This is a genomic window from Desulfosporosinus youngiae DSM 17734 (assembly GCF_000244895.1).
GTDB lineage: Bacteria > Bacillota > Desulfitobacteriia > Desulfitobacteriales > Desulfitobacteriaceae > Desulfosporosinus > Desulfosporosinus youngiae.
This window is the reverse complement of record NZ_CM001441.1, coordinates 5,056,372-5,079,759: the sequence shown is the minus strand read 5'-3', so window position 1 is coordinate 5,079,759 and position 23,388 is coordinate 5,056,372. Positions and strand designations below refer to the sequence as shown.

Genomic DNA, 23,388 nt, shown 5'->3' with positions numbered 1-23,388 from the left:
GTTGTGCTGTTACCTTTAAAAATTGCGTGGCGATTTCTGCTTGATAAAAAGTTACAAACAGTCTTAGTTATTTTCGGCATAGCCATAGGAGTCTCTGTTCAGATTTTTATCGGCCTGGTCAGTCAAGGACTTGAAAAGACATTAGTCAGTAAGATTTTAGCTTATAGCCCCCATATTACCATGTACTCCAAAAGTGGAGGATTTGGTGACTGGCAGAAGGAAGCGGACAGGATCAGAAGTGATTTCCCTGAAGTTGAAGCCGTAGCTCCTAATGTCAATAGTCAGGCGTGGATAAAACTGGGGAAAATGACGATTCCTATACTTGTACGGGGGTTCAATATCACAGATACTGAGCGTCTATATAACATTACAGCGGCAATTTACGAAGGAAGTCCACCGGTTAATGATAATGAGATTTTACTCGGCAAAGAATTAGCTGAGCGATTAGGTGTCAAGGTTGGGGATGAGGTCAGTAGCTTAACCCTTGGCAGACAAACGGTGACTATGAAAATTGTTGGCCTATATGATTTCGGAGTTACTAAGATTAATAAAGCTTGGGTGATTACGAATTTGACTACCGTGCAAAACTTCATCGGTTTTGGGGATAAAGTGACTGAGATTGAATTAGCGATTACCGACCCGTTTCAAGCAGATGTTGTCAGTGACCAAATTAGCAGCGCCCTGTCAGGGGAAGAGTTAGTCCTTTCTAATTGGAAAGACGAGAATCAGTTAATGGTCAGTGCTATCGTAGGCCAAAAAATAGTGACTCTTGTAATCGAATTCTTCATTATGCTGGCGACCATTATAAGTATTGTCAATATATTGACAATCAACGTCTTTCAAAAATCTAAACAAATTGGTATTTTAAAGGCTATGGGGCTTACGAATTTTTCGGCGAGCCTTGTTTTCTTCTATCAAGCGTTATTCCTTAGCCTTTCAGGAATTGCGCTTAGTCTTAGCTTCCTGGTCTTCTTTGTTAGGGGATTTAATAAGTATATTGTGACTGCTCAAGGATCACCTGTGGTTAATATTACCGTGGATTATAAGTTTATCGGGCTTTCTATCCTTATTTTTCTGGTAGTTTCACTGACAACTGCTATTTTCCCTGCGCTTAAGTGCAGAAAATTAAACCCAATTGAGGTAATTAAAAATGCTTAATATCATTGAATTGACAGATGTCAACAAGAGCTATGGGACTCGGGTAAAATCCCAGATTCTTCACGATATTAATTTAGAAATTGAGGAACACAGCATTAACTCGGTTGTTGGTGCTTCCGGAAGTGGTAAAACAACGCTTTTGAATATTATGGGTATTCTCGATAGACCCACCAGTGGAGAAGTCATCATCGATGGCTTTAATACTAAAATTATGTCTCAGGGCCAGTTGGCTAAATTACGGAATCAGACGATGGGGTTTATTTTTCAATTTCATTTTTTATTACAGGAATTCAATGTTTTGGACAATGTCCTGATACCTAGCAAAATACTGGGAAATAACCGATCCGAGGTGAAGGAACGGGCGAATCGTTTACTAGATAGGTTAGGATTATATAAGTATCGCCTATACAATGTCCTTGATCTGTCAGGAGGTCAACAGCAAAGAGTAGCGATTGCCCGGTCGCTGATTAATAACCCTAAGATTGTTTTGGCTGATGAACCGACGGGAAACCTGGACTTACAGAGTTCAGAAGAAGTATATAATATTTTTAAACAAGTGAATAAAGAGTATGGTGTTGCTTTTGTCATTGTTACTCACGACAAACACTTAGCCGGCCGCATCATTAAAATTCAAGATGGGAAAATGGGATGTTAACGGGATGGCCAAGCCATACCAAATTAGGCAGCTATTGAAGCTCGTGGAAATGTACAGCCTTAAGCCAACGTGCTCGACACAATTCCTCCTCTTAAAATGGGGTAATCCCGAAGCTCTGGAAAGAGGGGCTATGTCCAGGGTATTCTTTGAGAGAACCGCTTAAGCAAAAGCAGGTCTAAAGATAAGACCTGCTTTTACGGGGCAATATGGAGCAACATAGTATATCTTAGGATCAGATACTGTGATGGGGAGGGGCCGAATTATTTATCTCAGGTAAGGATTCGCCGGTCGATCGACGGCATAAGCGTGGACTAAGGCGTAGGCGGCGTCGGCTCTGGTTACTGTTTGGTTTGGCTGCAGGTTGTCTCCGTCAACATGCAGGATGCCCAGTCCCCAGGCTAAGGCGATATAGCCCAGTGCGTCGGGTTGAATCGTGCTTAAGTCTTTAAAAGGTACGGTATAGATGTTTTTGGCTTTGGCCGAGGCATCCATACCCAGATAGCGAATCATGATTTTGCTCAGGTCTGTGCGGCTTAACTCTGACCCCGGATTCATATCTTCCTGCAGCCAGCCGCGTTCCTTGGCAGTTTTTAAAACAATCTCATCACTTAAAACAAGATTGAGATTGGTTCCTTCCGCAGTAAGCATGGCCTGCAGAAATGATCCGACGGTAATTTTTTCAGCTGGATGGAAGGATTCTCCGTATTCTCCGAAAGCACCGGTCAAACCAATGATGCCGATTTCTTTTTCCGCATAATTGCCCTGGATATCCGTAAAAGTACGGGGACCAGCCCACTGGGACTGGGTCTTGCCGAAGACATCCATAGGATTGCCGGTTTGGGCATCGAGCATGGAAGGGAGATAGGGGATGGAATTTGTCTTGGGCTGATAGGCCAGGTGTACTTCAGGCTGTTCTTCGCCGGGCGGGTAAATTAAGGTGTAATTTAAAGTTAAAGGACGTAATTGCAAGAATTTTTCGGTGGCCTTGTCAATAGGAATTACTTCTGAAGAATTAGGGAATTGGGAGTTGGTCCAGGCCAAATCATAATCGAATACTTCTTTGGATAGGGCGTTAATTGCTATTCTTATTCCATCGCTGGCAACCGGGATGCCGTTTACGTGCCGGACATAATAAAACATTTGCAGATTGTCGGGCATCTTGCCTGCATAGCTTTCTTGACGCAAGCTGACAAGCTGAAAGCGCTCAGGCTGGATGCGCTTGAGGAAATCTTCGGCTATTTTTTGGGCATCCTTGCGGGAGATTGGTTTAGAATTCCCCGTTAGATTTCCTTCCAAGGACTGATTGAGGCCGATTAAATCGCCTGTCCGGGCATTGACCCGTGCGCTGAAGTAAAGATGTTCGTTCGTCTTTGCCGGATCTGTGTTCCATTGTATGTTCCAGACTTGTTCGCCGGGGTTTCGCCAGTCCGGACTGTGATTGCTGCTCTGGAGAACGAGACTGCTGGGAATTTTAATGGCCTTTTTGATGATGTTAATGGCTTCTGCTTGGCTGATTTGTCCGGAATTTTGGGTAGTATCCTGATCGGAGGCAGGCTGTACTGTTGAAGAAGCAGATGCTTTCGCCGGCTGTGTTGCCGCAGTTGAGGAAGATCGCTCAGCAACCTCCTGTCCGCCAAGGGTTACAGGTTTTCCGGTAAGAGCATCAATGGCACCTCCGTAGAAGTCATTGGAGGGCTGGTAAACGAGCAGGACCTGTTGTGGTTCCGAAGTTTGAGGATCCATAATAGGGGGGACATAATACTGTAATTCAAGCATTGGAGTGTCGGTAAATACTTGCTTTGCCTGCTCAGGGGATATGATATCTGTCGCTTGGGGAAAGTCCAGATCTTTGCTCCAAGTATAGCTGTAGTTGATAATTTGTCCATCCGCGCCGCTAATGGCCACAGTCACCCCGTTACCGGGAAACGGAATGTCGTTTACCATACGGTTCCAGCGGAAATTATAAGTAAAGGGTTGGCTGCTGCTTAAGGAAAGAATTTGTTGCTCATCTTTAACCAGCTGCAATTCCGCCTGATGTTGCTTGGCTAATTTAGAAACCAGGTTGGCGGCTGTTTTTTCTGCTTCAGCGGCGGATAAGAGAGGCAGTTTTAAAGAAGGCTGAGTCTTTCCCTGCCATTGGCCCATGTTTAAAATGTCTCCATTCGTGGCGTCGACCTCCGCATAAAAGCTGCCGCCCGGCGGCTGGTCGGAGTTCCAATTTAAAGAATAGGTGGCCCGCTTGTTGTACTCATTATAGCTGGTATGCATGCGTGAATATTCCGCGGGGATAGTGAAGTTGTCTTTGACAATCCTGACAGCTTCTTCAACGGTTATGTTAGCTTTTTCACTTCCTAAGGCACTGGCAGGATAAATCGTCACCTGCAAAAGAAGCATCAGGGCAATCATAATGTTTAAGGGGCGAATTTTTTTAACCAACAATTTCCCTCAATCCTTTCCGGTCTGTTTCATAAGGCGTTTCTTTAGCCCTTTAAGTTAGCCTCCTTTCCTATAATGGTATATTTATACAATACAGCAAATGAACAGGTTATTATTTACAAACATCTTAACAATAGTTACAAAATAGTTACAGAGGCAGTTTTGGGGCGTACGACCGGCTATCAATTTAGACTCATTAGTGTGCAAACTCCTTATAATTTGCTATAGAAAGGCAAGATCTTCAGAGCAGCTCACAAGCGGCTTAAAGTTTTCTGCTAAGTAGGAAAACGCCAAATCACAGCGAATACTCAAGGGAATGGTTAAATTTTCGGGAAGGTGATTGCAGTTGGCTGGAAATCACTTTTTAGCGTTCTCAGGTCCCTATAGACCGGAGAACAAGCTTACTCTTGCGGCGTATGTAGTTAGTGGTCCTTTCTTAGATTTTAAGGGTACCTTATGTTTTGTTGTTCTTAATGATGATCTGCAAAGGATGAGAATCGAAAGAAATTATCAGTCCTTATTTGACCTTGTTATGAATTATGTCTCTCAAACTTATCAATCCTGGTTCGGGATACCTCTCTATGTCTGTAATCTGCAACCCGGGGAAAATGGCAATGCCCAGCTGGAGATCCATCCTTCGTCAATTGATGAAGATAAGGCTGAGATCATTGCAGCCCTGGTCTTAGAGGACACGGTGATTGAAAGCTCAGAAATAGTGAACCGGCAGGACTATAGAATAACCGAATTTGGAAATGTTACAGAAACGGACTTTTTTGAATATACCCTTAAAAATTCAGGCCAAGCATTGAGTACGTCTGTGCTGGCAAAAAGTCCCTCAGATTTAGGGCTTATGGTCCAGCTTATAGACAAGTTAGAGACTTTCTCGGCAGAGAGATATGGCGAAGAAGTAATTTTATACATTGAACAGCAATCTCCCCTGGAAGCCTTTCGGTCTTTTGTCCGTTACGCTCAATTATTTGATCAGGATGAAAATCCGGATGTCGTCGCAGCAATAAACCTTGGCTTAGAGATTACGAGATTTTTAGTAGGGAAAATGTTCTACGATTACGCTGATTGGGCTGGGGCGTGGGCGACTTCCCTGGCGTGTCTGCATAGAGAGTCTGAATTAGCTTTAGTCGGGTACCGGTGGTTGGGAATTGTCAATGAAGCCATGGGAAGGATTGAGGCATCGCAGGCGGCCTATGAGAAAGGCAGGCTGTTATTTAATGATGTAAGTGATCTGCGGAAGAAAGCCCGGTTTTTAATGAGCTGCGGTATATCCTTGATTGCTCTCTCTTCCCATCTGGATTTTGAAGATTTAGATGAGGAGGCCCGTGAGGGCATTGAGGAGCAAATTCTTACACCTGCTCAGAATTATTTTACTGAAGCTCTCAAGTTGTTTGATCAATTGCCGGATTACAACACAGGCTTTGCTCGCTGTGCAATCCACTTTGATTTGGCCCGGCTTGACGACCTGCGCGGTGACCATCTGCAGTGTTTAAAGAAACTCGAAGATTTTGCTAATGAGGACTATGATCTTAATGAGAGCCCAAAGCTTATGATCTCGGCAGTGATCTATAGCCTTACAGCTTTAAGAAACCTTTCGTTCAAAGATCCCCAGTGGCGCATACAATACCTCCTGTCTTTGAACGAAGCCGCGGAAATACTTCCTAATATATTCTCTGCTTTGCCTGATAAAGCTTGTTTGTTGAGTGTTATAATGGGGGATGCCTTATTAACTTTAGATAATCCTCAAGATGCAATAGCCTATTTTTCAGCAGCCTATGAACGGCAGCAATTATTGCTGCAAAATGTAGTCCTTGCTTCTGGTCCCGGTTCTCCATGGGGAGGGATTGCGGCGCTGGATATTGCCGGAAAGCTTCAACATACCCTGATCGTACAACATGATTCTTCTGAAAACGACGCTCTGATTTGGCGGGCCTTAGATACTGGCGAGGGTCAGAAAGGACGTTTCTTCAGAAGAGACTTGTTTTTTTACAGCCAAGCCGCGGACCAGAAACTTTCCTCCTATTTAAAAAGCAAATACCGGTTTCTGCGTAAATCCCTGAGCAAGCATAATATCGACCCCCGGCTCTTAATGGCCGACTATCATGGTTTTTTAAAATGGGATGTCGATGCAGACAGCCGGTCTGTATTGGAGAATTATGATTATTCTTTTACCAGGCCTTTAGATTCTCAACGGATACAATCAATTCTTTCTCAGCAAAGTTATCGCACGGCGGCAGTCATGTTTTATGCTGCCGGCGGAGAAACTTTCGTTTATATTCTTAAAGCCCCTTTTAAAACGCCGGTAATTGTTCGTTTAAATATAAGCGGCAGTGATTTGCGAAAAGTATCTGAAAGCTTACATACCGGCATTAACGGAAACGAATATACTTATTCCAAGCAGGTAATTTATAACGAGCCGGAAAAACATAAGCTCTTTTTCGCTCCGTTTTTAGCTATGGCCGATATATTAAAGCCTCTTATTGGTTATCTCGATGATGTGGATCTTGTTTATATCTCTCCTCATGGTACATGGCATTCTCTGCCCATCCATGTTCTTCTGCTTCCTTTGTTTTGGCAAGAGGGCAGGGTGCCGGGCCTGGTTTACATTCCCAGTATTCACCTCTTAGAAATCTTAAAGCATAGACATTTAAATAATCGCCAGCTTTATAAGTATTACGGTTTGGCAACGGTCCATGCTGCAGGTGAAAGTGAAAAATCTTATCTTAAGGCTCATCAGAACCTTTTAACACTGCTGCAAGGGACAGAAGCCATTATTCGAGATGCTTTCGGGATTCAGGCCACAAGTGACAAGGTTATGGAGGATCTTAATCAAGTAAGTCTATATCATGTTCTGGCCCATGGCTGCTTTCTTGAAGGCCGGCAGGCAATGGACTCAGGCTTGCTGCTGGCCGAGCCCTCCGGATTGCCGGACAAAGAGACTTCTTCGAGAACGACGGGCACGATGCTCATGCTCAATGGTACTTCCGCGTCTCATGTTTCCCTGCAAGCCTGTTCTTTGGGTAAACGGTTGGCGGATCAGGGCAATGAATTTTGGGGTTTTTGCCGTGCCGTAATTTCTGCCGGTGCCAATAGTGTAGCGGCCCCCCTGTGGGATGCGGATTTATTTTCTTCGACGAGATTTTTTGAACTGTTTTACCATAATTGGCTTATCGACCATCAGCCGAAGTGGCAAGCCTGGGCTAATGCCCAGCACCAACTGGCATCCGGGTCAGAGTCTCCCCTGTGGTCCCATTTTATCCACTGGGCAGCTTTTCAGTTGATCGGCCTCGGTTATTGAGTTTAAGCCAACGGGAAAGAAAGGAGGATATATTGCGATGTCAGCTCAATCATTAGACGATAAAATCTCACAATTAAACTTCCTGCAGCTTAAGGATGTTTATGTCAATCTGTTTGAGGTGCTGGAACCTGAAAGGGAGCCTCTTATTACTCCGAAGGAAATCAAACGCAAACTGGAAAATGATCGCGCTTTGTTGGAAGCTTACTGTTTAGAGAGTAAAGCTGAAGGCAAAAACTATGGGGAATTCACAGACATAAAGGAACTTGCCGCTGATTTTCTAATAAGCATTGCTGACAGTTGTCCTGAGCATCGAGGGAAAATGGAAGCTTCAGTTGTGGAAGCTTCTGCTAAGGGCTTTGCCGGGGATACACTGCTCCTGGACATTCCGGCAACGGTTCAGCTTATCCCCATAATTTATGCTGTTGCTGTGGCTATACTTCAGCCCCATATAAAAGTTGATTGTAAAAAAACCTATGAAAAAAACTCCAGTACTTCGGAGTTTCATGTCGAGTTCAAGCTGGGGACAGATAAGATTGTTGAGGTTCTTAAGGGTTTATTATCCTGTACTAAAAATGGGGATTGAGGGACTGCACAATTCACTTTTCTCTATTATTGAGGTATCTGCTCTATGAGGCGCGGTATGCCAAGAAACACCATAAAAGCGTCATTAACCCTTTGGCTCGTATTGAGGGGGCATAGAATAATCCCCACCTTGACAACTTCAAGGTGGGGATTGCTGTCCTTGTTGCAGTGATAATATCGGTCCCGGCCAGGCTCGAATCATGGAGGAGGTGACTCCCAAATGATCAGAGCGCGACATCAAGCCGATTATAATAGATAACAACGAACCAAGTAAATCTCTTGAATCCGACATAATATTACAAATGCTTCACAATGGCTATGGTAATATCATTATAGTAGATTTATGCCTAATATAAAACAACATTTGTTAACGGAATTAAGGTGTTTTTATTTCAAATGGCAAAGGTGGATTATGAGCAATTTTAAACATGTTTCGGGCTGTATTCCCGCTCACGGCGGATTGCAGGTTTGTATTGCGGACAGCAATACTCCAAATAGGCAACGCTCAATTCTCTCATTTCTTCCATAAATATCCTCTCTCCTTATATGATGCTGAAGATATTATGGCTGAAAGAGCCGCTTATGTCGAATGGTTGAGAAGAAAGGCTTAAGGATACGTATTATTGAGAATAATGGTTCAAAATGTCTGGCTTATCATAATGTTTATCCCTCATACAACTTTCCAACATTGTGGCAGGATGTAATTGATATGGTTACATTCTGTATTTTTATGGTAAACTATAATTGATACATATTGATACTAATAAATATCAAGTATACGAGGAGTGTGAAACAGGAATATGGAATTGAAAATCTTTACTGAGATGCTCAGGGATAAAAATTCATTAAATTTTAATAAACTAAAGTATAAATTTGGGGAGGAAAACCTAGCTGGATATCTAGAGACACTAAGTGAGAGTTTTTATTATAAGCTCCCATTGAATGACTTTAAGGGTAAATCAGCAGTACTGCTTCCTGTAAAAATCAATCTAACAACGCAGCTTTCAAAGTTGATAACGGCTTCCTATTCAGGTGAAAAATATGGCATTCAGGCAATGGAGGATGAAATCATTTCAACGCTGTCCATTGAGCAAATTGATTCGTCAAGGGAGAGTGTAAGAAAAATCTTAAATGGTGGGGCACCCGAAACAAGTAATGAAAACAAAGCGTATGGTATTAAGCGAGGCTTGGATTTTATATCAGAGCCTTCAAATAAAATCACAGAGGAAAATTTATATCAGCTATACAAGCTTGCAGTCGGTGATTTTCTGGACGATGAAGATAGGCTGATGCCAGAGCAAAAATATCGTCATGACGCAGTGTATATAGTGGGACAGGATATTGAGCATCAGGGGCTTAAATATCAGCTGCTTCCAGAGTATATAGCCAATATGATTGACTATGTACAGAAAGATGATGGGTTGGACCACATCATTAAATCTATCGTAATTCACTACTATTTTGCATATTTGCATCCCTATTTTGATGGAAATGGAAGAATGTCAAGGCTGCTGCAACTTTGGTATTTGGTACAAAAGGGTTATACATCCACGCTCTTTGTTCCTTTTTCTGTCTATATTAATGAAAGCAAGGGTATGTATTATAAGGCGTTTATTTCCATAACGGATAATTTTAGGGTTTCGCAAGTTTTGGACATAACGCCGTTTGTTAACTATTTTATAGATCAAGTAATTACCAAGCTTCAGAAAAGGGCTGAACCAGCGGATACGCTTCAGAGATTTAATGATCTGCTTCAAGGTGGAGAGGTTACAGCCAAAGAAAGAGATTTATTTCATTATGTACTATCAGCTTATGGTGCTCATGAATTTTCGACCAAGCAGCTTGAAAAGGACTACAAAAACGCAGCCTATGCAACGATCAGAAACTTTGTCCTTAAACTTGAGAACAAAGGGCTGTTATCTTCACAGCGATATGGAAGTAGAGTTCGTTATAGGTTGAAATAATTCTCCGCCGGTGACCGGAGCAAACTCATAATATCTGGGTCTAATCAAAATGTTTGTTGTCTATAATAAATGAGCTGGAGGATTCCGAGCCTTTTGGTCGAATTAAGATACCAGGAAAATCTTTTATAAGAAGAGGTAGTTGAACCTATGAAAAAGATTCTTAAAATTACGGGAATTCTAGCACTTATTATCGCCATAGCAGGTTTTTGGGGATATGACAAGTTTTTCAGGCCTGATCCGGTAATCCAGCAGCAGCTTAGAGAGCAGTTCGGAGAGGATTTTTTCTCTTTTGAGGATATTGAGTTGAGCGGCGACACCGGCTCAAATAATAGTGCTGCGGTCGGGGAAAATGACAAGGGTGAAAAAGGGAATTCTTCGCCTCAAAATACTCCTAACCAGGTAAATGCCGGTGTAAATAAGGCCAATGAGGAGAATAAGGATTCTGCACCGGTGAAGGAGGAGAGGGAGAAAATCCCTACACCGGAGCAAGTCGGCGATAAGTATCACGCTAAATTTATGCATCTGCAGGATTTAGCCTTAAGCCGTTTGGACATTTTGTTCGCGGCAGCTCTCCAGGAGTATAAAGAAGGTAAAGTGAATGAATCTCAGCTTGCTCAAAAGTATATTCAGGCCAGTACTACTCTGGAGGCTAATGTGGACAGCCAGTTCTATAGTGTATTAACGAAGCTGGAGGAGGAACTGAAGGAGAATAAACTGGCCACCGATATAGTAAAGGTCTATCGTGAGCAATATGAAAATGCTAAGTCGGCTAAACGCTCTCAGTTATTAGCGCAAGTGAGACGATAATCCATGATCGCTTCGCGGTCCCCGCTCGGTCGGGGACCTTTTTGACGAAGAGGACAGGCTAATGCCTGAGGGCTTTTTCTGTATTACCTTTCGAACCATGCACTTTTTCGCCATATTTTGCAGTCAATTAGGATTATAGTTGTAGTAAGGACAAATCCAGTTAGGTAGCTTGATATTCAAATGAGAAAGAGTGGTTTAGGGGGAATTAATATGGAACAGAATCGATCTATCGTAAAGCTCACTATGGTTATTGTCATGATAACATCCTTTATGGCCCCATTTATGGGCAATGCCATTAATCTGGGTATTCCACAGATGGCTCTGGAATTCGGAGTTGGTCAATCATTGCTTAACTGGGTTGTCACCAGTTATCTTTTGGCGACGGCTGCTTTTTTGCTTCCCTTCGGACGTTTAGCGGATATTATGGGCCGGAAAAAAGTTTTTATCTTTGGAATGTTCCTTTTTGCTTTAACGGCTTTAGGCTGCGGATTCGCCTTCTCGTTTCCTATGCTAATAATCTTCAGAGTTTTGCAGGGAATCGCCAGCGCCATGATTTTTGGGACTTCTATGGCGATACTAACGTCCGTTGTCCCGCCAAAAGAACGGGGAAAAGCCATGGGACTTAGCGCTGCAACCACCTATATCGGTCTGTCACTGGGGCCTGTCTTAGGAGGTATGATATGCAGTACCATAGGTTGGCGAGGAATCTTTTATTTTACCTTCATACTTTCCTTAGTCGTCCTTAGTTTAACATTGGCTAAGCTCTCTGGTGAATGGTTGGGGGCAGTGGACAAATTTGATACGTGGGGCGGGATTCTCTGGACCTTTGGTATAGTGCTCTTTCTCTATGGACTAACTGATATAACAGCAGGTTTTCAGTATATGGTTACCTTTATTCTCGGTCTGGCCCTTATAATCGCGTTTGTTGTCTATGAAACTAAAATCTCTAATCCCTTGTTGCCTATACGCATGTTTATGAATAATCGTTCCTTTACCTTTTCAAATTTAGCCGCACTCATTAACTACAGTGCTACCTTTGCCTTAACCTTCCTGATGTCTTTATACTTACAAAATGTGCAAAATATCGGAATCTCTCAATCAGGCTTGATTCTATTGTCTCAGCCCATACTCATGGCCGCACTTTCTCCTTTAGCTGGACGTTTATCGGATCGAATCAATTCTCAAATACTTGCTTCATTAGGGATGGCAATTACTACTTTGGGACTCTTCCTTTTTATCTTTCTGGATGAAAAGACGTCAATTTTACTTGTAATAATTAATTTGGCGTTTATTGGTCTGGGTTTCGCCTTTTTTTCGTCTCCCAATTCAAATGCGGTAATGAGTTCAGTTGATCGAACTCTTTACGGAGTAGCGTCTTCTACCCTTGGAACCATGAGACTGCTCGGACAGACGCTGAGTATGACGATTGTAGCCCTCATTACTTCTTTAGGTATGAAAGATCTAACCCTTGATTCACCGGATTATGTTACGAGTTTTCTGCAAAGTTCGAAAACTAGTTTCATTGTTTTTACGGTCCTCTGTTGTATTGGGATTTTCGCTTCTCTGGCAAGGGGAAAAAAGATGGAGGCCTGACCCAATGTCATCAAGCTAGAAATACGCTTAATATAAGTGCTAAAACCAGTAGAGTGTTTGTTTAAAGGAGAAGGAAAAGCGATGCGAAAAATTCGAAAAGCAATAATCCCGGCGGCAGGACTGGGGACCCGTTTTTTGCCGGCAACTAAGGCCCAGCCTAAAGAGATGTTGCCTATCGTGGATAAGCCGACGATTCAATATATTGTGGAAGAAGCTATAGAAGCTGGAATTGAAGATATCATTATAGTAACAGGGCGGAATAAGCGTGCCATAGAAGATCACTTTGATCGTTCTATGGAGCTTGAGGGTTTTTTGGAGAAAAAATCAAAAGGGGAACTCTTAGATTTAGTGCAGGATGTCGCTCGAATGGCGGATATTTATTATGTTCGGCAAAAAGAAGCGTTAGGCTTGGGACATGCCATCTATAGTGCCCGTAAGTTTATTGGGAATGAACCCTTCGCAGTCCTTTTAGGGGATGATGTTATTTATTCTGAAGTACCTGCTCTTCGTCAAATGATTGAACAATATGAGCGCTATGGTGCAAGCATGGTAGGGGTTCAAGAAGTTCCACTACAGGATACATCCAAATACGGGATCGTGGATGGTGAGAAGTTTGCGGATCGGCTTTATCGGGCCAAGAATATGGTGGAGAAACCTCGTCCGGAAGAAGCTCCTGAAACTCATTTAGCCATCATGGGACGGTATATTTTGAATCCGGAGATTTTCGATATCTTGAGTGGTCTTCCGGCAGGTAAAGGTGGGGAGATTCAGCTCACGGATGGGATTAAGGAGCTTGGACGGTATCAGGATATCCATGCATATGAATTCGAAGGTCGCAGGTATGACGTTGGGGACAAGTTAGGCTTTGTGAAAGCAACGATTGAATATGCCTTGCGTCGGGATGATCTTTCAGAAGATCTTATGATATACTTGCGAGAATTGGTTAAATAGAATCAGATATTGGAGTATGTTAAGAGGTGAAATAATGCCTACGATTTTAGTTTCAGGTGGCGCGGGGTATATTGGCAGTCATACTGTTCAGGCATTAATTGAACGCGCATTTAAGGTCGTCGTTTTAGATAGTTTAATTACGGGTCATCGAGGAGCAGTACCTTCTCAAGCCATTTTTTATGAGGGGGATATAAGTGACGCAGAGCTTATCGGTCGGATTGTTAAAGACCATCAAGTAGAAGCGGTGATACATTTTGCTGCACGAAGTCTTGTTGGAGAGTCTATGCTTAAGCCAGATCTGTACTTCTATGAGAATACAGCTAAAAGTAATGGATTTATTTCAACATTGCTTCGGCAGGGGGTCAACAAAATTGTTTTTTCATCCACAGCGGCGACTTACGGTGTTCCTGAAGAGATGCCCATTTCAGAATCTGCTAAGACGGAGCCGATCAATCCCTATGGCGCGTCAAAACGGATGATTGAGCAATCGTTTTATTGGTTGGAACAAGCTTATGGCCTAAAATGGATTGCTTTACGGTATTTCAATGCTGCGGGGGCATCTTTAGATGGTTCTATAGGAGAAGATCATACTTCGGAAACTCATTTAATTCCGTTGGTACTTAAAACTGCCTTAGGACAAAGAGAGGCTATATCGGTATTTGGGACAGATTATAGCACGCCTGACGGAACCTGTATCCGGGATTATATACACGTGGTGGATTTAGCTGAAGCCCATATTCTTGCTTTGGAAGCTCTAGAGAAGGATTTGGAAAGTGGAGCCTACAATGTGGGAACAGGAAAGGGGTACTCGGTTCGTGAAGTGATTGATATGGCTAAGAAAGTCACTGGCTTAGAAATTCCAGTCCTTGATGCTTCAAGACGAGTAGGGGACCCGGATATACTGGTTGCAAAAGTAGAAAAGATCGAAAAATCATTAGGGTGGAAAGCTCAGCACAGTGATCTTAAGACGATTATCTCGACGGCTTGGCAGTGGCATAAGTGTCACCCGTTAGGATATGAATAATCCTCGTTCATCTCAGACCAGACATTGGCGCCTGAAGAAGTACTATGTCTGATTTCACGTTAGGACAAGGGAACAGGAACCTTGTCCTATTTTGTTTTCATAGAAAACCGTCTTAAAGCAAATTTTCCTGAAATATCCAGATCTAACAAACGTCATTTTTTAGACTGTGCCGCATGTCACACTGTATCTCATCAATATAGAAGTATAATATACAAGAGGTGGAATATGAAAATCGGAATTTTAGTAAGAGAAGAAACTTCGATGGTTTGTACAGGAAAGGGCTGTCTTAATGCCCTTTTTCAAAGAAAAGATTCTTTTGCCGGATATACCGAAGAGATAGAATTGTTAACATTCACTCACGTTGGCGGCGATTTAGAGCGAAAGATTAAAAACATGATTAGAGCCGGGATAGAATGCGTACACCTTTCTTCCTGCTTAAGAGCCAGATCACCAGATTATGCTTCCTTGATGGAACGTCTCTCTAAGGATTTTAAGGTTGTGGGCTATACACATGGTCCAGAGGTAAGGATGAAAAAAGTGGAGTCTGCCCCCCAAACAATAAGAAATAATTCTGGCAATTGCGCCAAAAAAGGCCTAGGTAATTGATACCTAGGCTAAAATTTTATAGTCCTTAATAAGGGCAGGGGCCTGGTTCGGGACAGAGGCAATCCAGTTCTCGAATAATACTACATAGTTGAAATATGATGGTTAACAATAAAATGATAATAATGGCCAGCGCTGTTAGAAGCATATTTTTCACTCCTCTAGTTTAGATTTCTAAGACGGGGAGGGTTCTTTACGATAGTCTATTCAGCATGTCCCTTGGATGTTCTTGGAAACTTGCTGTAAATTTTGGGATTGGCCCCCCAGACAATGGGGGACAATGATGTGCAACAGATCTCATAAAGATCATCTGTCTAACAAAAATTGCTTGTTTTTTTGACAATTTTTTTTAAAAGGTGGAAGGTATTCCATAAAAAATGACGAATAGTAAAATCTATTATAAAACACAAAGAAATAAGGAAGGTGTAATTACAACAATGAAAAAAAGGCTAATCAAATGGATTACTGGTATGACCATTGGAGCGCTGCTGCTGACGACGGCAGGATGTGGAGGTGGAGGGACTGCTCCCGCTGCAAATTCGGGTTCACAAGGCGGAACGGCTAAGATCGGGGTAATCGCCTATATGACGGGTGGCGGAGCAGCCTATGGTGAAGCCATTAAAGAAGGTCTGGATCTCGCGAAAGATGAGATCAATGCTCAAGGCAAAGTCCAGATTGAGCTGGTTTATGCCGATTCCCGCGGGGAAAAGACAGAAGCAATCAATGGTGCTAATAAATTGATCAACAAAGATAATGTTGTGGGGATTATTGGACCTACTTTAAGTGGAGAAATGTTTGCTGCCGGTCCGATTGCTAATCAAGCGGGCATTCCTATCATGGGAACCTCAACGACAGCTGAAGGAATCCCTGCCTTGGGCGATTTTGTTTTCCGGAACGCTTTGCCCGAGTTTTTAGCGGTTCCCCAGGCTGTAGAGAAGGCAATCTCAACCTATAGCTTGAAAAAAGTTGCAGTTATGTATTCTAACAATAATGACTGGGCAGTGTCCGGTTATAAGACCATTGAGAGCACTCTCAAGAAAAATGGCGTAGAAATCATTGCTACGGAAACCTTTGCGGATAAAGATACGGATTATTCTGCTCAGTTGACAAAAATTGCTTCCTTAAAGCCGGATGCTGTCATGGTCTCCAGCCTTTATCAGGAAGCGGCCCTTATTTTGAAGAAAGCAAGAGAAATCGGAATTGCCGTTCCTTTTGTCGGAACAAATGGCTTTAACTCCCCTGAGCTGATCAAGATTGCCGGATCGGCGGCTGATGGCGCGGTTGTGGCAAGTCCTTGGTTCCCTGGTAAAGACAATGAGAAGGTACAAAAGTTCATTGCCGACTATAAAGCAAAGTACAATAATAAAGTCCCTGATCAGTTTGCAGCCCAATCCTATGATGCCCTCTATATCTATGCTAATGCTTTGGAGCAAGCCGGAACGACCACGGATCGCCAAAAACTGCGCGATGCTATAGCGAGTATTAAGGACTTCGAGGGCGTGACCGGCAAATTTGCCTTCGATGAAAACCGTGAACCTGTGATGGATGCAACGGTTTTGATTGTTAAGGATGGTCAGTTTACGGAATTGAAATAAGGATTAGGAGTGAACGGTTTGTTCTGGCAACAATTGGTCAATGGCTTGACCCTGGGAAGTACGTATTCTCTGGTCGCTTTAGGTTATACCTTGATTATGGGAGTTCTCAACATCATCAATATGGCTCACGGAGAGATATTTATGATCGGGGCTTTTGTCGGGTTGTACCTGGTGACTTATTTTAAAGTAAATATCTTCGTGGCCATGGCTGGAGCCATGTTGGTCAGTGCGTTGCTAGGTTGTTTAATGGAAATGCTCGCCTTGCGTCCCTTGAGACGCAAGGCTGTTTCCCACCTGGCGCCTTTGATTAGTACCATCGGGGTATCAATCTTTTTGGAAAGTCTGGCTTTAAATCTCTTTGGGCCTCAGTCCCAAGCTTTTCCAACCGAGTTAGCCGCAGTGCAAATGCAGGTTGGGCCTATTCGGATTTCCCTGGTGCAGATTCTGATTCTTGGCATATCCTTTGGCTTGATGTTTGTCCTGCGTTTTTGGCTTTCTAAAACCCGGGTGGGCAAAGCGATCCGGACAACGGCCGAGAACATTGAAACAGCTAACCTTCTGGGTATCAATACGAACAAAATCATCTTTTTAACCGTTGCTCTCGCCTCTGGTTTAGGGGGAATTGCCGGCGTTTTAGTGGGTCTTTCCTTTAATGCGGTTGAGCCGACGATGGGACTGTCAATGGGCCTGAAAGGGTTGGCCGTTCTGATCCTTGGTGGTATGGGAAATATCACAGGTGCGATGCTGGGCGGACTGATTCTGGGGATCGCGGAAGTATTCACAGTTGCCTATGGTGCCTCGTCCTACCGGGATGCGGTTGCCTTTGGAATGATTATTCTCATTCTGTTTATTCGTCCTCAAGGACTTTTTGGAAAACGGCAAGGAGGACGTTTCTAAATGGATATTATTTTTAACCAATATTATCTTCAGATTGCCGTCTTTGTTATGGTCAATGCCATCCTTGGGGTGAGTATTTATCTGACTTTATCGACCGGTCAATTATCCTTAGGAAATGCCGGATTCATGAGTATTGGAGCTTACACCTGTGCGATCCTGACGGTCAAAGCAGGCTTCCCTGTTTATTTGGCTATCCCAATCGGTGGTATCGCTGCTAGTTTGATGTCGATCATCATTGGTTTTCCTGCCTTGCGATTGACGGGGATTTATCTGGCGATTGCCACGCTGGGCTTTGGTGAAGTGGTTCGAGTTATTGTTCTGAACTTGAAAATTACAAATGGTGCCTTAGGAATCTCTGGAATTCCAACCTTAGGCACAAAGATCAGCAAAACTCTGTCGTCCTTTGGTCTGCCCCAGAGTTTTGGGGGTTTGAGTGTTCAACAGACCAGCACTTTGCTGGTATTAGTGCTGCTGATTCTCATTCTTGGTTTTCTGGTCTTTTTCTGTGCAAGACTGAACCGCTCCAGAGTGGGTCGGGCGTTTGCCGCTATTAAAGCCGACGAGTCGGCAGCTGAAGCAATGGGGATTAATACAACTTACTACAAACTGCTGGCCTTTGCTTTGGGGGCTTTAATCGCCGGGATTGCCGGCGGGCTATCCGCTCATTTGACCTTTTTTATCGGACCGAAGGATTTTGCTTATCACCGTACGGTTGAAATCCTGCTTTATGCGGTCTTAGGAGGAAGCGACTTGGTTTTTGGCCCGATCGTCGGGGCTTTACTCCTTACCTTGTTACCCGAACTGCTGCGCTCGGCTTCCAATTATCGTTTGATGATTTACGGAGCGTTGTTGGTGACGATGATGGCGTTTCGGCCTCAAGGGCTTATTAGTGAGGATACGGTTCGTTATTGGAAGGGTAAGCTTGGAAGGGGGAATAAGCAATGACGTTAGTCCTTGACCAAGTAAGTAAAAACTTCGGCGGGTTGGCTGCGTTAAGTGACGTCAGCCTTAAGGTAAATAAGGGAGAAATTGTCGGAATTATCGGCCCTAATGGCGCAGGCAAAACAACTCTCTTTAATCTCATCACAGGGATCTTTCCTCCTACTGAAGGAAGGATTACCTATCAAGGCAAGAGTTTGTTAGGGTTACGACCTTATAAGGTAACAGAGCTGGGCTTAGCCCGGACCTTTCAAAATATTCGTCTCTTTGGGCATTTAAGCCCTTTGGACAATGTCATGGTTGGTGCGCATTGCCGAATGAAATCCGGGGTTTGGAAAGGGTTATGGCGCACGCCTGCCCAACGCAAGGAAGAGAAGGCGACCAGAGAACGTGCTCAGACTTTGCTTAAGCTAGTCGGAGTCGAAGAGGCTGCGGACACTCCGGCCAGTTCACTTCCCTACGGGCAGCAACGACGCCTGGAGATTGCCAGAGCGCTCGCCACGGAGCCGGAAATAATTCTCCTGGATGAACCGGCGGCGGGGATGAATGAGAGCGAAACTGAAGATTTACGGCTTTTGATTAAAAAGATTCAAACTATGGGCAAGACAGTTATCTTAATTGAACATGATATGAACCTTGTCATGAATGTTTGTGAGCGTTTGATGGTGATCAATTTCGGACAAAAGATTGCCGAAGGGACTCCGGCGGAGATTCAGCAGAACCCATTGGTCATTGAGGCGTATTTGGGCCGGGAGGAGGCGTAGAGAATGCTGAACATTAAAGGTTTGTCAACGAGTTATGGCAGTATCCAAGCGATTAAAGGGATTGATATCGACGTTCCGGAAGGCTCGATTGTTTCCCTCATCGGAGCGAATGGAGCAGGAAAAACGACGACGATGAAATCCCTGGTTGGGCTTCTCAAGCCTCAGGCCGGACAAATTATCTTCCAGGGGCAGGAGATCCGCGGGTTAGCTCCTCACAAAATTGTTAACTTAGGTATGTCTTTGGTCCCGGAGGGCCGGAATATTTTAGCCGGAATGACGGTGCTTGAAAACTTAGAAATGGGAGCTTATCAAAGAAAGGACAAAGAGGTTCAGGCAGATTTTGAGAAGGTGTTTAAGCGTTTTCCAATCTTAGAAGAACGCAAACAACAATTGGGAGGCACACTTTCCGGCGGGCAGCAGCAAATGCTGGCGATCGGCCGTGCTCTCATGGCCAAACCTAAGCTACTCCTGTTGGATGAACCTTCCATGGGATTAGCTCCTCTGGTTGTATCCGATATTTTTAAGGTTATTCAAGAAATCAATCAGGAAGGGACGACGATTCTTCTCGTGGAGCAAAATGTCCGTCAAGCTTTGAAGATTGCTCACTATGCTTATGTGCTGGAAACCGGCAAGATCGTCCTGCATGGGAAAGCGGATGAGGTCGCCAGTAATCCTCGTGTTATGGAAGCCTACCTGGGTGGAGCGAAGGCGATGACCTGATACTTGAGATCGAATAGCAGAGTCTTGATGGAAGAGATTCAATTAATCCCCCGCTTTTCTCTGCAAGAGTAGGAGTGGGGATTATCTATTGGCAGTTATTAATTGCGGATTGATGGTCCAACCTGTAAACCGAAGAGAGGAGACGTTTCACCATGGGAAATCAAACCCATAAAATCGTCAAAGGTAAAGTCAATGAAGGGCTCCATGATATGGAGTCACGGAAGGGAAGATTTCGAGCGTTTGATGCGATTCGACCTGCTATGATTAGGATGGTTCCTAATTTTCCCGAGCTTTCAAATCGTTTGCGTAAGATCAAAGAGTACAGTATCGATCATTTAGATGAAGTTGTAGCCCGGGCAAAACGGTCGTTGGAAGAAAAAGGCTGCAAAGTCTATCTTGCCGAAACTGCGGAGGATGCTCAGAAGTATATTGCCAGCCTCATTCCGGATCAAGGCTTGGTCGTTAAGTCTAAATCAAATGCCGGCAAAGAAATCAACATATCCCATTATCTCGAAGATCGGGGCGTGAAGGTTGTCGAGACAGATTTAGGAGATCGCATTAATCAGCTGGCTAAGTGTGACGCAAGTCACTCGCTGGCACCGGCGATCCATATTCCGATCGAGACAGTCACTGAGCTTTTTTCTAAAGAAGAGGGGGCCCCGTTAGAATGTACGGCCGAAGCGTTAGTCGTATCTGCGCGTAAAGGGCTTCGTGACTTTTTGGTCAAAGCAGATGTGGGAATCTCGGGAGCGAATGCCATTGCCGCCGATACGGGGAGTGTTTTCGTCACTGAAAATGAGGGGAATATTCGTGCGGTTTCGATGATGCCCAAAGTTCATATTGTCATCGCAGGTTTAGAGAAAATTGTTCCCACTTTGGAAGACGCTATGCAAGTAGTGCGGGCGGCAGCGGTCTATGGGGTGGGTCAGGATATCGGCACCTATGTTTCAGTAGTCTCAGGGGTGAGCGAATCACTTGATCCTGAGCTGGAGGCAGATGCTCACGGTCAGGGTCCTAAAGAAGTGCATATTGTTTTATTAAAAAATGGACGTAAAAGAGCCATCGATGCAGGTTTTAAAGAGTCTCTGTACTGTATCAATTGCGGAAGCTGTTTGAACTTTTGCCCAGTCTATCAAGAAGTTGGCGGCAGGTATGGATATAAGTATCTTGGGGGGCGGGGCTTAGTCTTTGCAGCCTTTCATGGCGACTTGGAAAAGTCTGAAGAAAATGGCTTATCTCTTTGTATCGGATGTCAAAAGTGTCAAACGGCTTGTCCCGTACAGATGGCGACGCCCAATATGCTATGGAAGCTGCGCCAAAATGCTGTGACCAAAGAAGGGGTTGGCTGGAAGAAGGATATGGTCTTCTCCATGTTAACTAAACCCCAAACCTTACCCATGGTCAGTAAACTAGCGACGACCTTCGGAAAGCTGGCCTTAAAAGAGTCAGCCACGGGGACAGGGATGACCTCTCGTTTGGCGTTCAGTTCATTTGGCCTGCCGCGGGAGCGTGTCATTCCACGTTTCTCGAAGAAATCCTTTGCAGAAATCGCCAAGCCTAAAACGACGGTTAAGCCGGTCAAAAAAGTAGGTTTTTATCCTGGTTGTGTTGTGAATTACACGGAGACGGATCTCGGCGAAGCGCTGCTTCATGTCTTAGGGGAAAATAATGTTGAAGTTAAGCTTGCCAAAGAGGATGTTTGTTGTGGGATTCCCAGTATTGTGAGTGGAGATCTGGCTCATGCCAAAGCCATGGCTTTGAAAAACATCGAAACGTATAGTTCGTTTGACATAGATGCTTTAGTTTTCGTTTGCCCGAGTTGTGCGGTCGCCTTCAAAGAAGAGTACCCTAAATTGTTCGCCGATGCTTCCCCCGGGATTCAGGAAAAAGTGAAAAAACTTGCTCAAAAGGCAAAGGATATTAATGAGTTTCTGATCCAGGATATTGTCTTAAAGCAGCCAAAACAAATAGTCACAGAAACGGTGACCTATCATGATCCTTGTCATCTCGCTCGTAGTATGGGTGTAAAAAAGGAACCACGGGAACTTATCCAAAGGATCCCGGGGTTAAACTATGTGGAAATGCAGGATGCCGATACATGCTGCGGGTTTGGCGGGTCGTTTAGCTTGAGCTTTTATGAACTCTCGCAACGGATTAACGAAGGAAAATTGAAGAATGTTTCAGATACTCAGGCTACCACTCTGGCAACGAGTTGCCCTGGATGCATGGTTCATTTCCGGGATGGGATTGCCCAGCACAAAATGAAGCAAACGGTATCACACGTGGTTCAGATTCTGAGCCGAGCCTATGGGAGGAGATCATAATGAGCAGCACGAATAGTTCAAGTAATATGGGCAAAACAAAAGCTGAAAGGATTTTAAAGGGAATTGCTTCTCGCCGGGACGCACTTCTTAAGGAGTATCCAAATTTAGCAAGCCAAGTGCAGGGTATCAAAAGCACAATAGCGAATAATCTCAAGGAGTCCGTCGAAAAGGCGGTTGCTTCCTTAAAAGGTAAAGGGTGTCATGTGATTTTCGCTAAGGATGCGGCCCAGGCTCAAGAGCAAATTCTGAAAATCTTAGCGGGCAATCAGCATGTAGCCCTCAGTAAAAACCCTGTTTTTACCGAGATAGCGCTGCGGGATTTTCTGGCATCTAATAAGGTAGAGGTTTTAGATACGGATCTGGGGGAACGAGTTGCCGGACGGTCGGTTGATGTGCATCCTTGGATTGCCAGCATCAATACCACAATTCCAAATAAAGAATGGGTCGCTCAGGTCAAGGATGAGATTAAGCACCAGGTGGCTCACATGCAGTATGGTATTACAGGGACAGAGGCTATCGTTGAACAAAATGGAACCATTGTCTTGTTAGAAAGTGAGGGCAATGTACGGTTCACTTCGAATCTGCCCTATAACCATATTGTGGTGGCAGGAATCGATAAAATTGTTCCCTCTCTGGAAGATGCTTTAGCTGTTTGCCGGGCGATCAGTGTGTATGGGTTAGGAAAAGACATGCTTAGATATATTTCCTTTATTAGTGGTCCAAGCAGAACGGCTGATATCGAGTTTAGAATGGTCCAAGGGATGCATGGCCCTAAAGAGGTATATGTGATTTTGCTTGATAATGGACGTTTGGCAGCGGCTGAAAATCGGCAGTGGGATTTGCTTAAATGCCTGCACTGCGGAGGATGCCTCGTTAATTGCCCGAATTATTTGGCTGAAGGATTAGAGCGGGGCTATTATTACACCGGAAAACGGGCCAAGGTTTTAGCTGCTTTTTTAGAGGGATCTAAACAAGCCGATGTTGCGGATTGTGGGGAATGCTCATTATGTAATAAAAACTGCCCCACGGGTATTACAGTTTAGGTCCGCGCACTTTATGGGAGGAAACA

18 protein-coding genes are annotated in these 23,388 nt (G+C 44.0%); 17 read left to right on the top strand and 1 reads right to left on the bottom strand.

Annotated features, from left to right (window positions below; genetic code table 11):
* The first annotated feature begins 3 nt into the window (after positions 1 to 3).
* Together DESYODRAFT_RS23565 and DESYODRAFT_RS23560 are read left to right on the top strand one after the other, a co-directional pair.
* The gene (locus DESYODRAFT_RS23565) at positions 4 to 1,158 is read left to right on the top strand and encodes an ABC transporter permease (RefSeq protein WP_007786910.1); all 1,155 of its coding nucleotides are present in this window, start codon (positions 4 to 6) and stop codon (positions 1,156 to 1,158) included.
* Positions 1,151 to 1,813 carry an ABC transporter ATP-binding protein gene (locus DESYODRAFT_RS23560; RefSeq protein WP_007786909.1) on the top strand — a complete coding sequence of 221 codons (663 nt, stop codon included), beginning with the start codon at positions 1,151 to 1,153 and terminating at the stop codon, positions 1,811 to 1,813. Before DESYODRAFT_RS23565 ends, DESYODRAFT_RS23560 begins: the two co-directional genes overlap by 8 nt.
* A gap of 264 nt (positions 1,814 to 2,077) precedes the next feature.
* Here DESYODRAFT_RS23560 and DESYODRAFT_RS23555 read toward each other — a convergent pair whose 3' ends face one another.
* Positions 2,078 to 4,249, bottom strand: a complete 2,172-nt coding sequence (locus tag DESYODRAFT_RS23555; protein WP_007786908.1) for an S-layer homology domain-containing protein — start codon at positions 4,247 to 4,249, stop codon at positions 2,078 to 2,080.
* Positions 4,250 to 4,595: 346 nt separating this feature from the next.
* Between DESYODRAFT_RS23555 and DESYODRAFT_RS23550 the strand changes: the two genes are divergently transcribed.
* The 15 genes from DESYODRAFT_RS23550 to DESYODRAFT_RS23480 all read left to right on the top strand — a co-directional run bounded on the left by DESYODRAFT_RS23550 (position 4,596) and on the right by DESYODRAFT_RS23480 (position 23,362).
* Positions 4,596 to 7,556, top strand: a complete 2,961-nt coding sequence (locus tag DESYODRAFT_RS23550; protein ID WP_007786906.1) for a CHAT domain-containing protein — start codon at positions 4,596 to 4,598, stop codon at positions 7,554 to 7,556.
* Between the two features lie 37 nt (positions 7,557 to 7,593).
* Positions 7,594 to 8,139: a hypothetical protein gene (locus tag DESYODRAFT_RS23545; RefSeq protein WP_007786905.1), complete on the top strand. Its 546-nt coding sequence runs from the start codon at positions 7,594 to 7,596 to the stop codon at positions 8,137 to 8,139.
* 799 nt (positions 8,140 to 8,938) lie between these two features.
* Positions 8,939 to 10,102 carry a Fic family protein gene (locus DESYODRAFT_RS23540; RefSeq protein WP_007786902.1) on the top strand — a complete coding sequence of 388 codons (1,164 nt, stop codon included), beginning with the start codon at positions 8,939 to 8,941 and terminating at the stop codon, positions 10,100 to 10,102.
* A gap of 147 nt (positions 10,103 to 10,249) precedes the next feature.
* Positions 10,250 to 10,909: a hypothetical protein gene (locus DESYODRAFT_RS23535; protein ID WP_007786900.1), complete on the top strand. Its 660-nt coding sequence runs from the start codon at positions 10,250 to 10,252 to the stop codon at positions 10,907 to 10,909.
* Between the two features lie 210 nt (positions 10,910 to 11,119).
* Positions 11,120 to 12,502, top strand: a complete 1,383-nt coding sequence (locus DESYODRAFT_RS23530) for an MFS transporter (RefSeq protein ID WP_007786899.1) — start codon at positions 11,120 to 11,122, stop codon at positions 12,500 to 12,502.
* A gap of 81 nt (positions 12,503 to 12,583) precedes the next feature.
* Positions 12,584 to 13,453: a UTP--glucose-1-phosphate uridylyltransferase GalU gene (gene galU, locus DESYODRAFT_RS23525; protein WP_007786898.1), complete on the top strand. Its 870-nt coding sequence runs from the start codon at positions 12,584 to 12,586 to the stop codon at positions 13,451 to 13,453.
* 34 nt (positions 13,454 to 13,487) lie between these two features.
* Positions 13,488 to 14,477 (top strand): UDP-glucose 4-epimerase GalE, encoded by a 990-nt coding sequence (galE, locus tag DESYODRAFT_RS23520; protein WP_007786897.1) that lies wholly within the window; start codon positions 13,488 to 13,490, stop codon positions 14,475 to 14,477.
* A 225-nt stretch (positions 14,478 to 14,702) separates the two neighbouring features.
* Positions 14,703 to 15,083, top strand: coding sequence for a CGGC domain-containing protein (locus DESYODRAFT_RS23515; protein ID WP_007786895.1), 381 nt, complete (start codon positions 14,703 to 14,705; stop codon positions 15,081 to 15,083).
* Positions 15,084 to 15,517: 434 nt separating this feature from the next.
* A complete protein-coding gene (locus DESYODRAFT_RS23510) occupies positions 15,518 to 16,675 on the top strand; it encodes an ABC transporter substrate-binding protein (protein ID WP_042340058.1) in 1,158 nt (385 codons plus the stop codon).
* A gap of 18 nt (positions 16,676 to 16,693) precedes the next feature.
* Positions 16,694 to 17,572, top strand: a complete 879-nt coding sequence (locus tag DESYODRAFT_RS23505) for a branched-chain amino acid ABC transporter permease (RefSeq protein ID WP_007786892.1) — start codon at positions 16,694 to 16,696, stop codon at positions 17,570 to 17,572.
* Positions 17,573 to 18,517 (top strand): branched-chain amino acid ABC transporter permease, encoded by a 945-nt coding sequence (locus tag DESYODRAFT_RS23500; protein WP_007786890.1) that lies wholly within the window; start codon positions 17,573 to 17,575, stop codon positions 18,515 to 18,517.
* Positions 18,514 to 19,275: an ABC transporter ATP-binding protein gene (locus DESYODRAFT_RS23495; RefSeq protein ID WP_007786888.1), complete on the top strand. Its 762-nt coding sequence runs from the start codon at positions 18,514 to 18,516 to the stop codon at positions 19,273 to 19,275. Before DESYODRAFT_RS23500 ends, DESYODRAFT_RS23495 begins: the two co-directional genes overlap by 4 nt.
* A 3-nt stretch (positions 19,276 to 19,278) precedes the next feature.
* Positions 19,279 to 19,995: an ABC transporter ATP-binding protein gene (locus DESYODRAFT_RS23490; protein WP_007786886.1), complete on the top strand. Its 717-nt coding sequence runs from the start codon at positions 19,279 to 19,281 to the stop codon at positions 19,993 to 19,995.
* A 152-nt stretch (positions 19,996 to 20,147) separates the two neighbouring features.
* Complete coding sequence (locus DESYODRAFT_RS23485; RefSeq protein WP_007786884.1) at positions 20,148 to 22,319, top strand: LUD domain-containing protein; 2,172 nt, start codon at positions 20,148 to 20,150, stop codon at positions 22,317 to 22,319.
* Positions 22,319 to 23,362: an LUD domain-containing protein gene (locus DESYODRAFT_RS23480; RefSeq protein ID WP_007786883.1), complete on the top strand. Its 1,044-nt coding sequence runs from the start codon at positions 22,319 to 22,321 to the stop codon at positions 23,360 to 23,362. The genes DESYODRAFT_RS23485 and DESYODRAFT_RS23480 overlap by 1 nt, the downstream gene beginning before the upstream one ends.
* Positions 23,363 to 23,388: the final 26 nt, after the last annotated feature.

Excerpts from the sequence above, each read along its gene's own strand:
- galU (WP_007786898.1), top strand. The coding sequence starts at position 12,584 with ATGCGAAAAATTCGAAAAGCAATAATCCCGGCGGCAGGACTGGGGACC.
- DESYODRAFT_RS23485 (WP_007786884.1), top strand. The coding sequence starts at position 20,148 with ATGGGAAATCAAACCCATAAAATCGTCAAAGGTAAAGTCAATGAAGGG.
- galE (WP_007786897.1), top strand. The coding sequence starts at position 13,488 with ATGCCTACGATTTTAGTTTCAGGTGGCGCGGGGTATATTGGCAGTCAT.
- DESYODRAFT_RS23545 (WP_007786905.1), top strand. The coding sequence starts at position 7,594 with ATGTCAGCTCAATCATTAGACGATAAAATCTCACAATTAAACTTCCTG.
- DESYODRAFT_RS23535 (WP_007786900.1), top strand. The coding sequence starts at position 10,250 with ATGAAAAAGATTCTTAAAATTACGGGAATTCTAGCACTTATTATCGCC.
- DESYODRAFT_RS23560 (WP_007786909.1), top strand. The coding sequence starts at position 1,151 with ATGCTTAATATCATTGAATTGACAGATGTCAACAAGAGCTATGGGACT.
- DESYODRAFT_RS23510 (WP_042340058.1), top strand. The coding sequence starts at position 15,518 with ATGAAAAAAAGGCTAATCAAATGGATTACTGGTATGACCATTGGAGCG.
- DESYODRAFT_RS23490 (WP_007786886.1), top strand. The coding sequence starts at position 19,279 with ATGCTGAACATTAAAGGTTTGTCAACGAGTTATGGCAGTATCCAAGCG.
- DESYODRAFT_RS23500 (WP_007786890.1), top strand. The coding sequence starts at position 17,573 with ATGGATATTATTTTTAACCAATATTATCTTCAGATTGCCGTCTTTGTT.
- DESYODRAFT_RS23540 (WP_007786902.1), top strand. The coding sequence starts at position 8,939 with ATGGAATTGAAAATCTTTACTGAGATGCTCAGGGATAAAAATTCATTA.
- DESYODRAFT_RS23530 (WP_007786899.1), top strand. The coding sequence starts at position 11,120 with ATGGAACAGAATCGATCTATCGTAAAGCTCACTATGGTTATTGTCATG.
- DESYODRAFT_RS23495 (WP_007786888.1), top strand. The coding sequence starts at position 18,514 with ATGACGTTAGTCCTTGACCAAGTAAGTAAAAACTTCGGCGGGTTGGCT.
- DESYODRAFT_RS23515 (WP_007786895.1), top strand. The coding sequence starts at position 14,703 with ATGAAAATCGGAATTTTAGTAAGAGAAGAAACTTCGATGGTTTGTACA.
- DESYODRAFT_RS23480 (WP_007786883.1), top strand. The coding sequence starts at position 22,319 with ATGAGCAGCACGAATAGTTCAAGTAATATGGGCAAAACAAAAGCTGAA.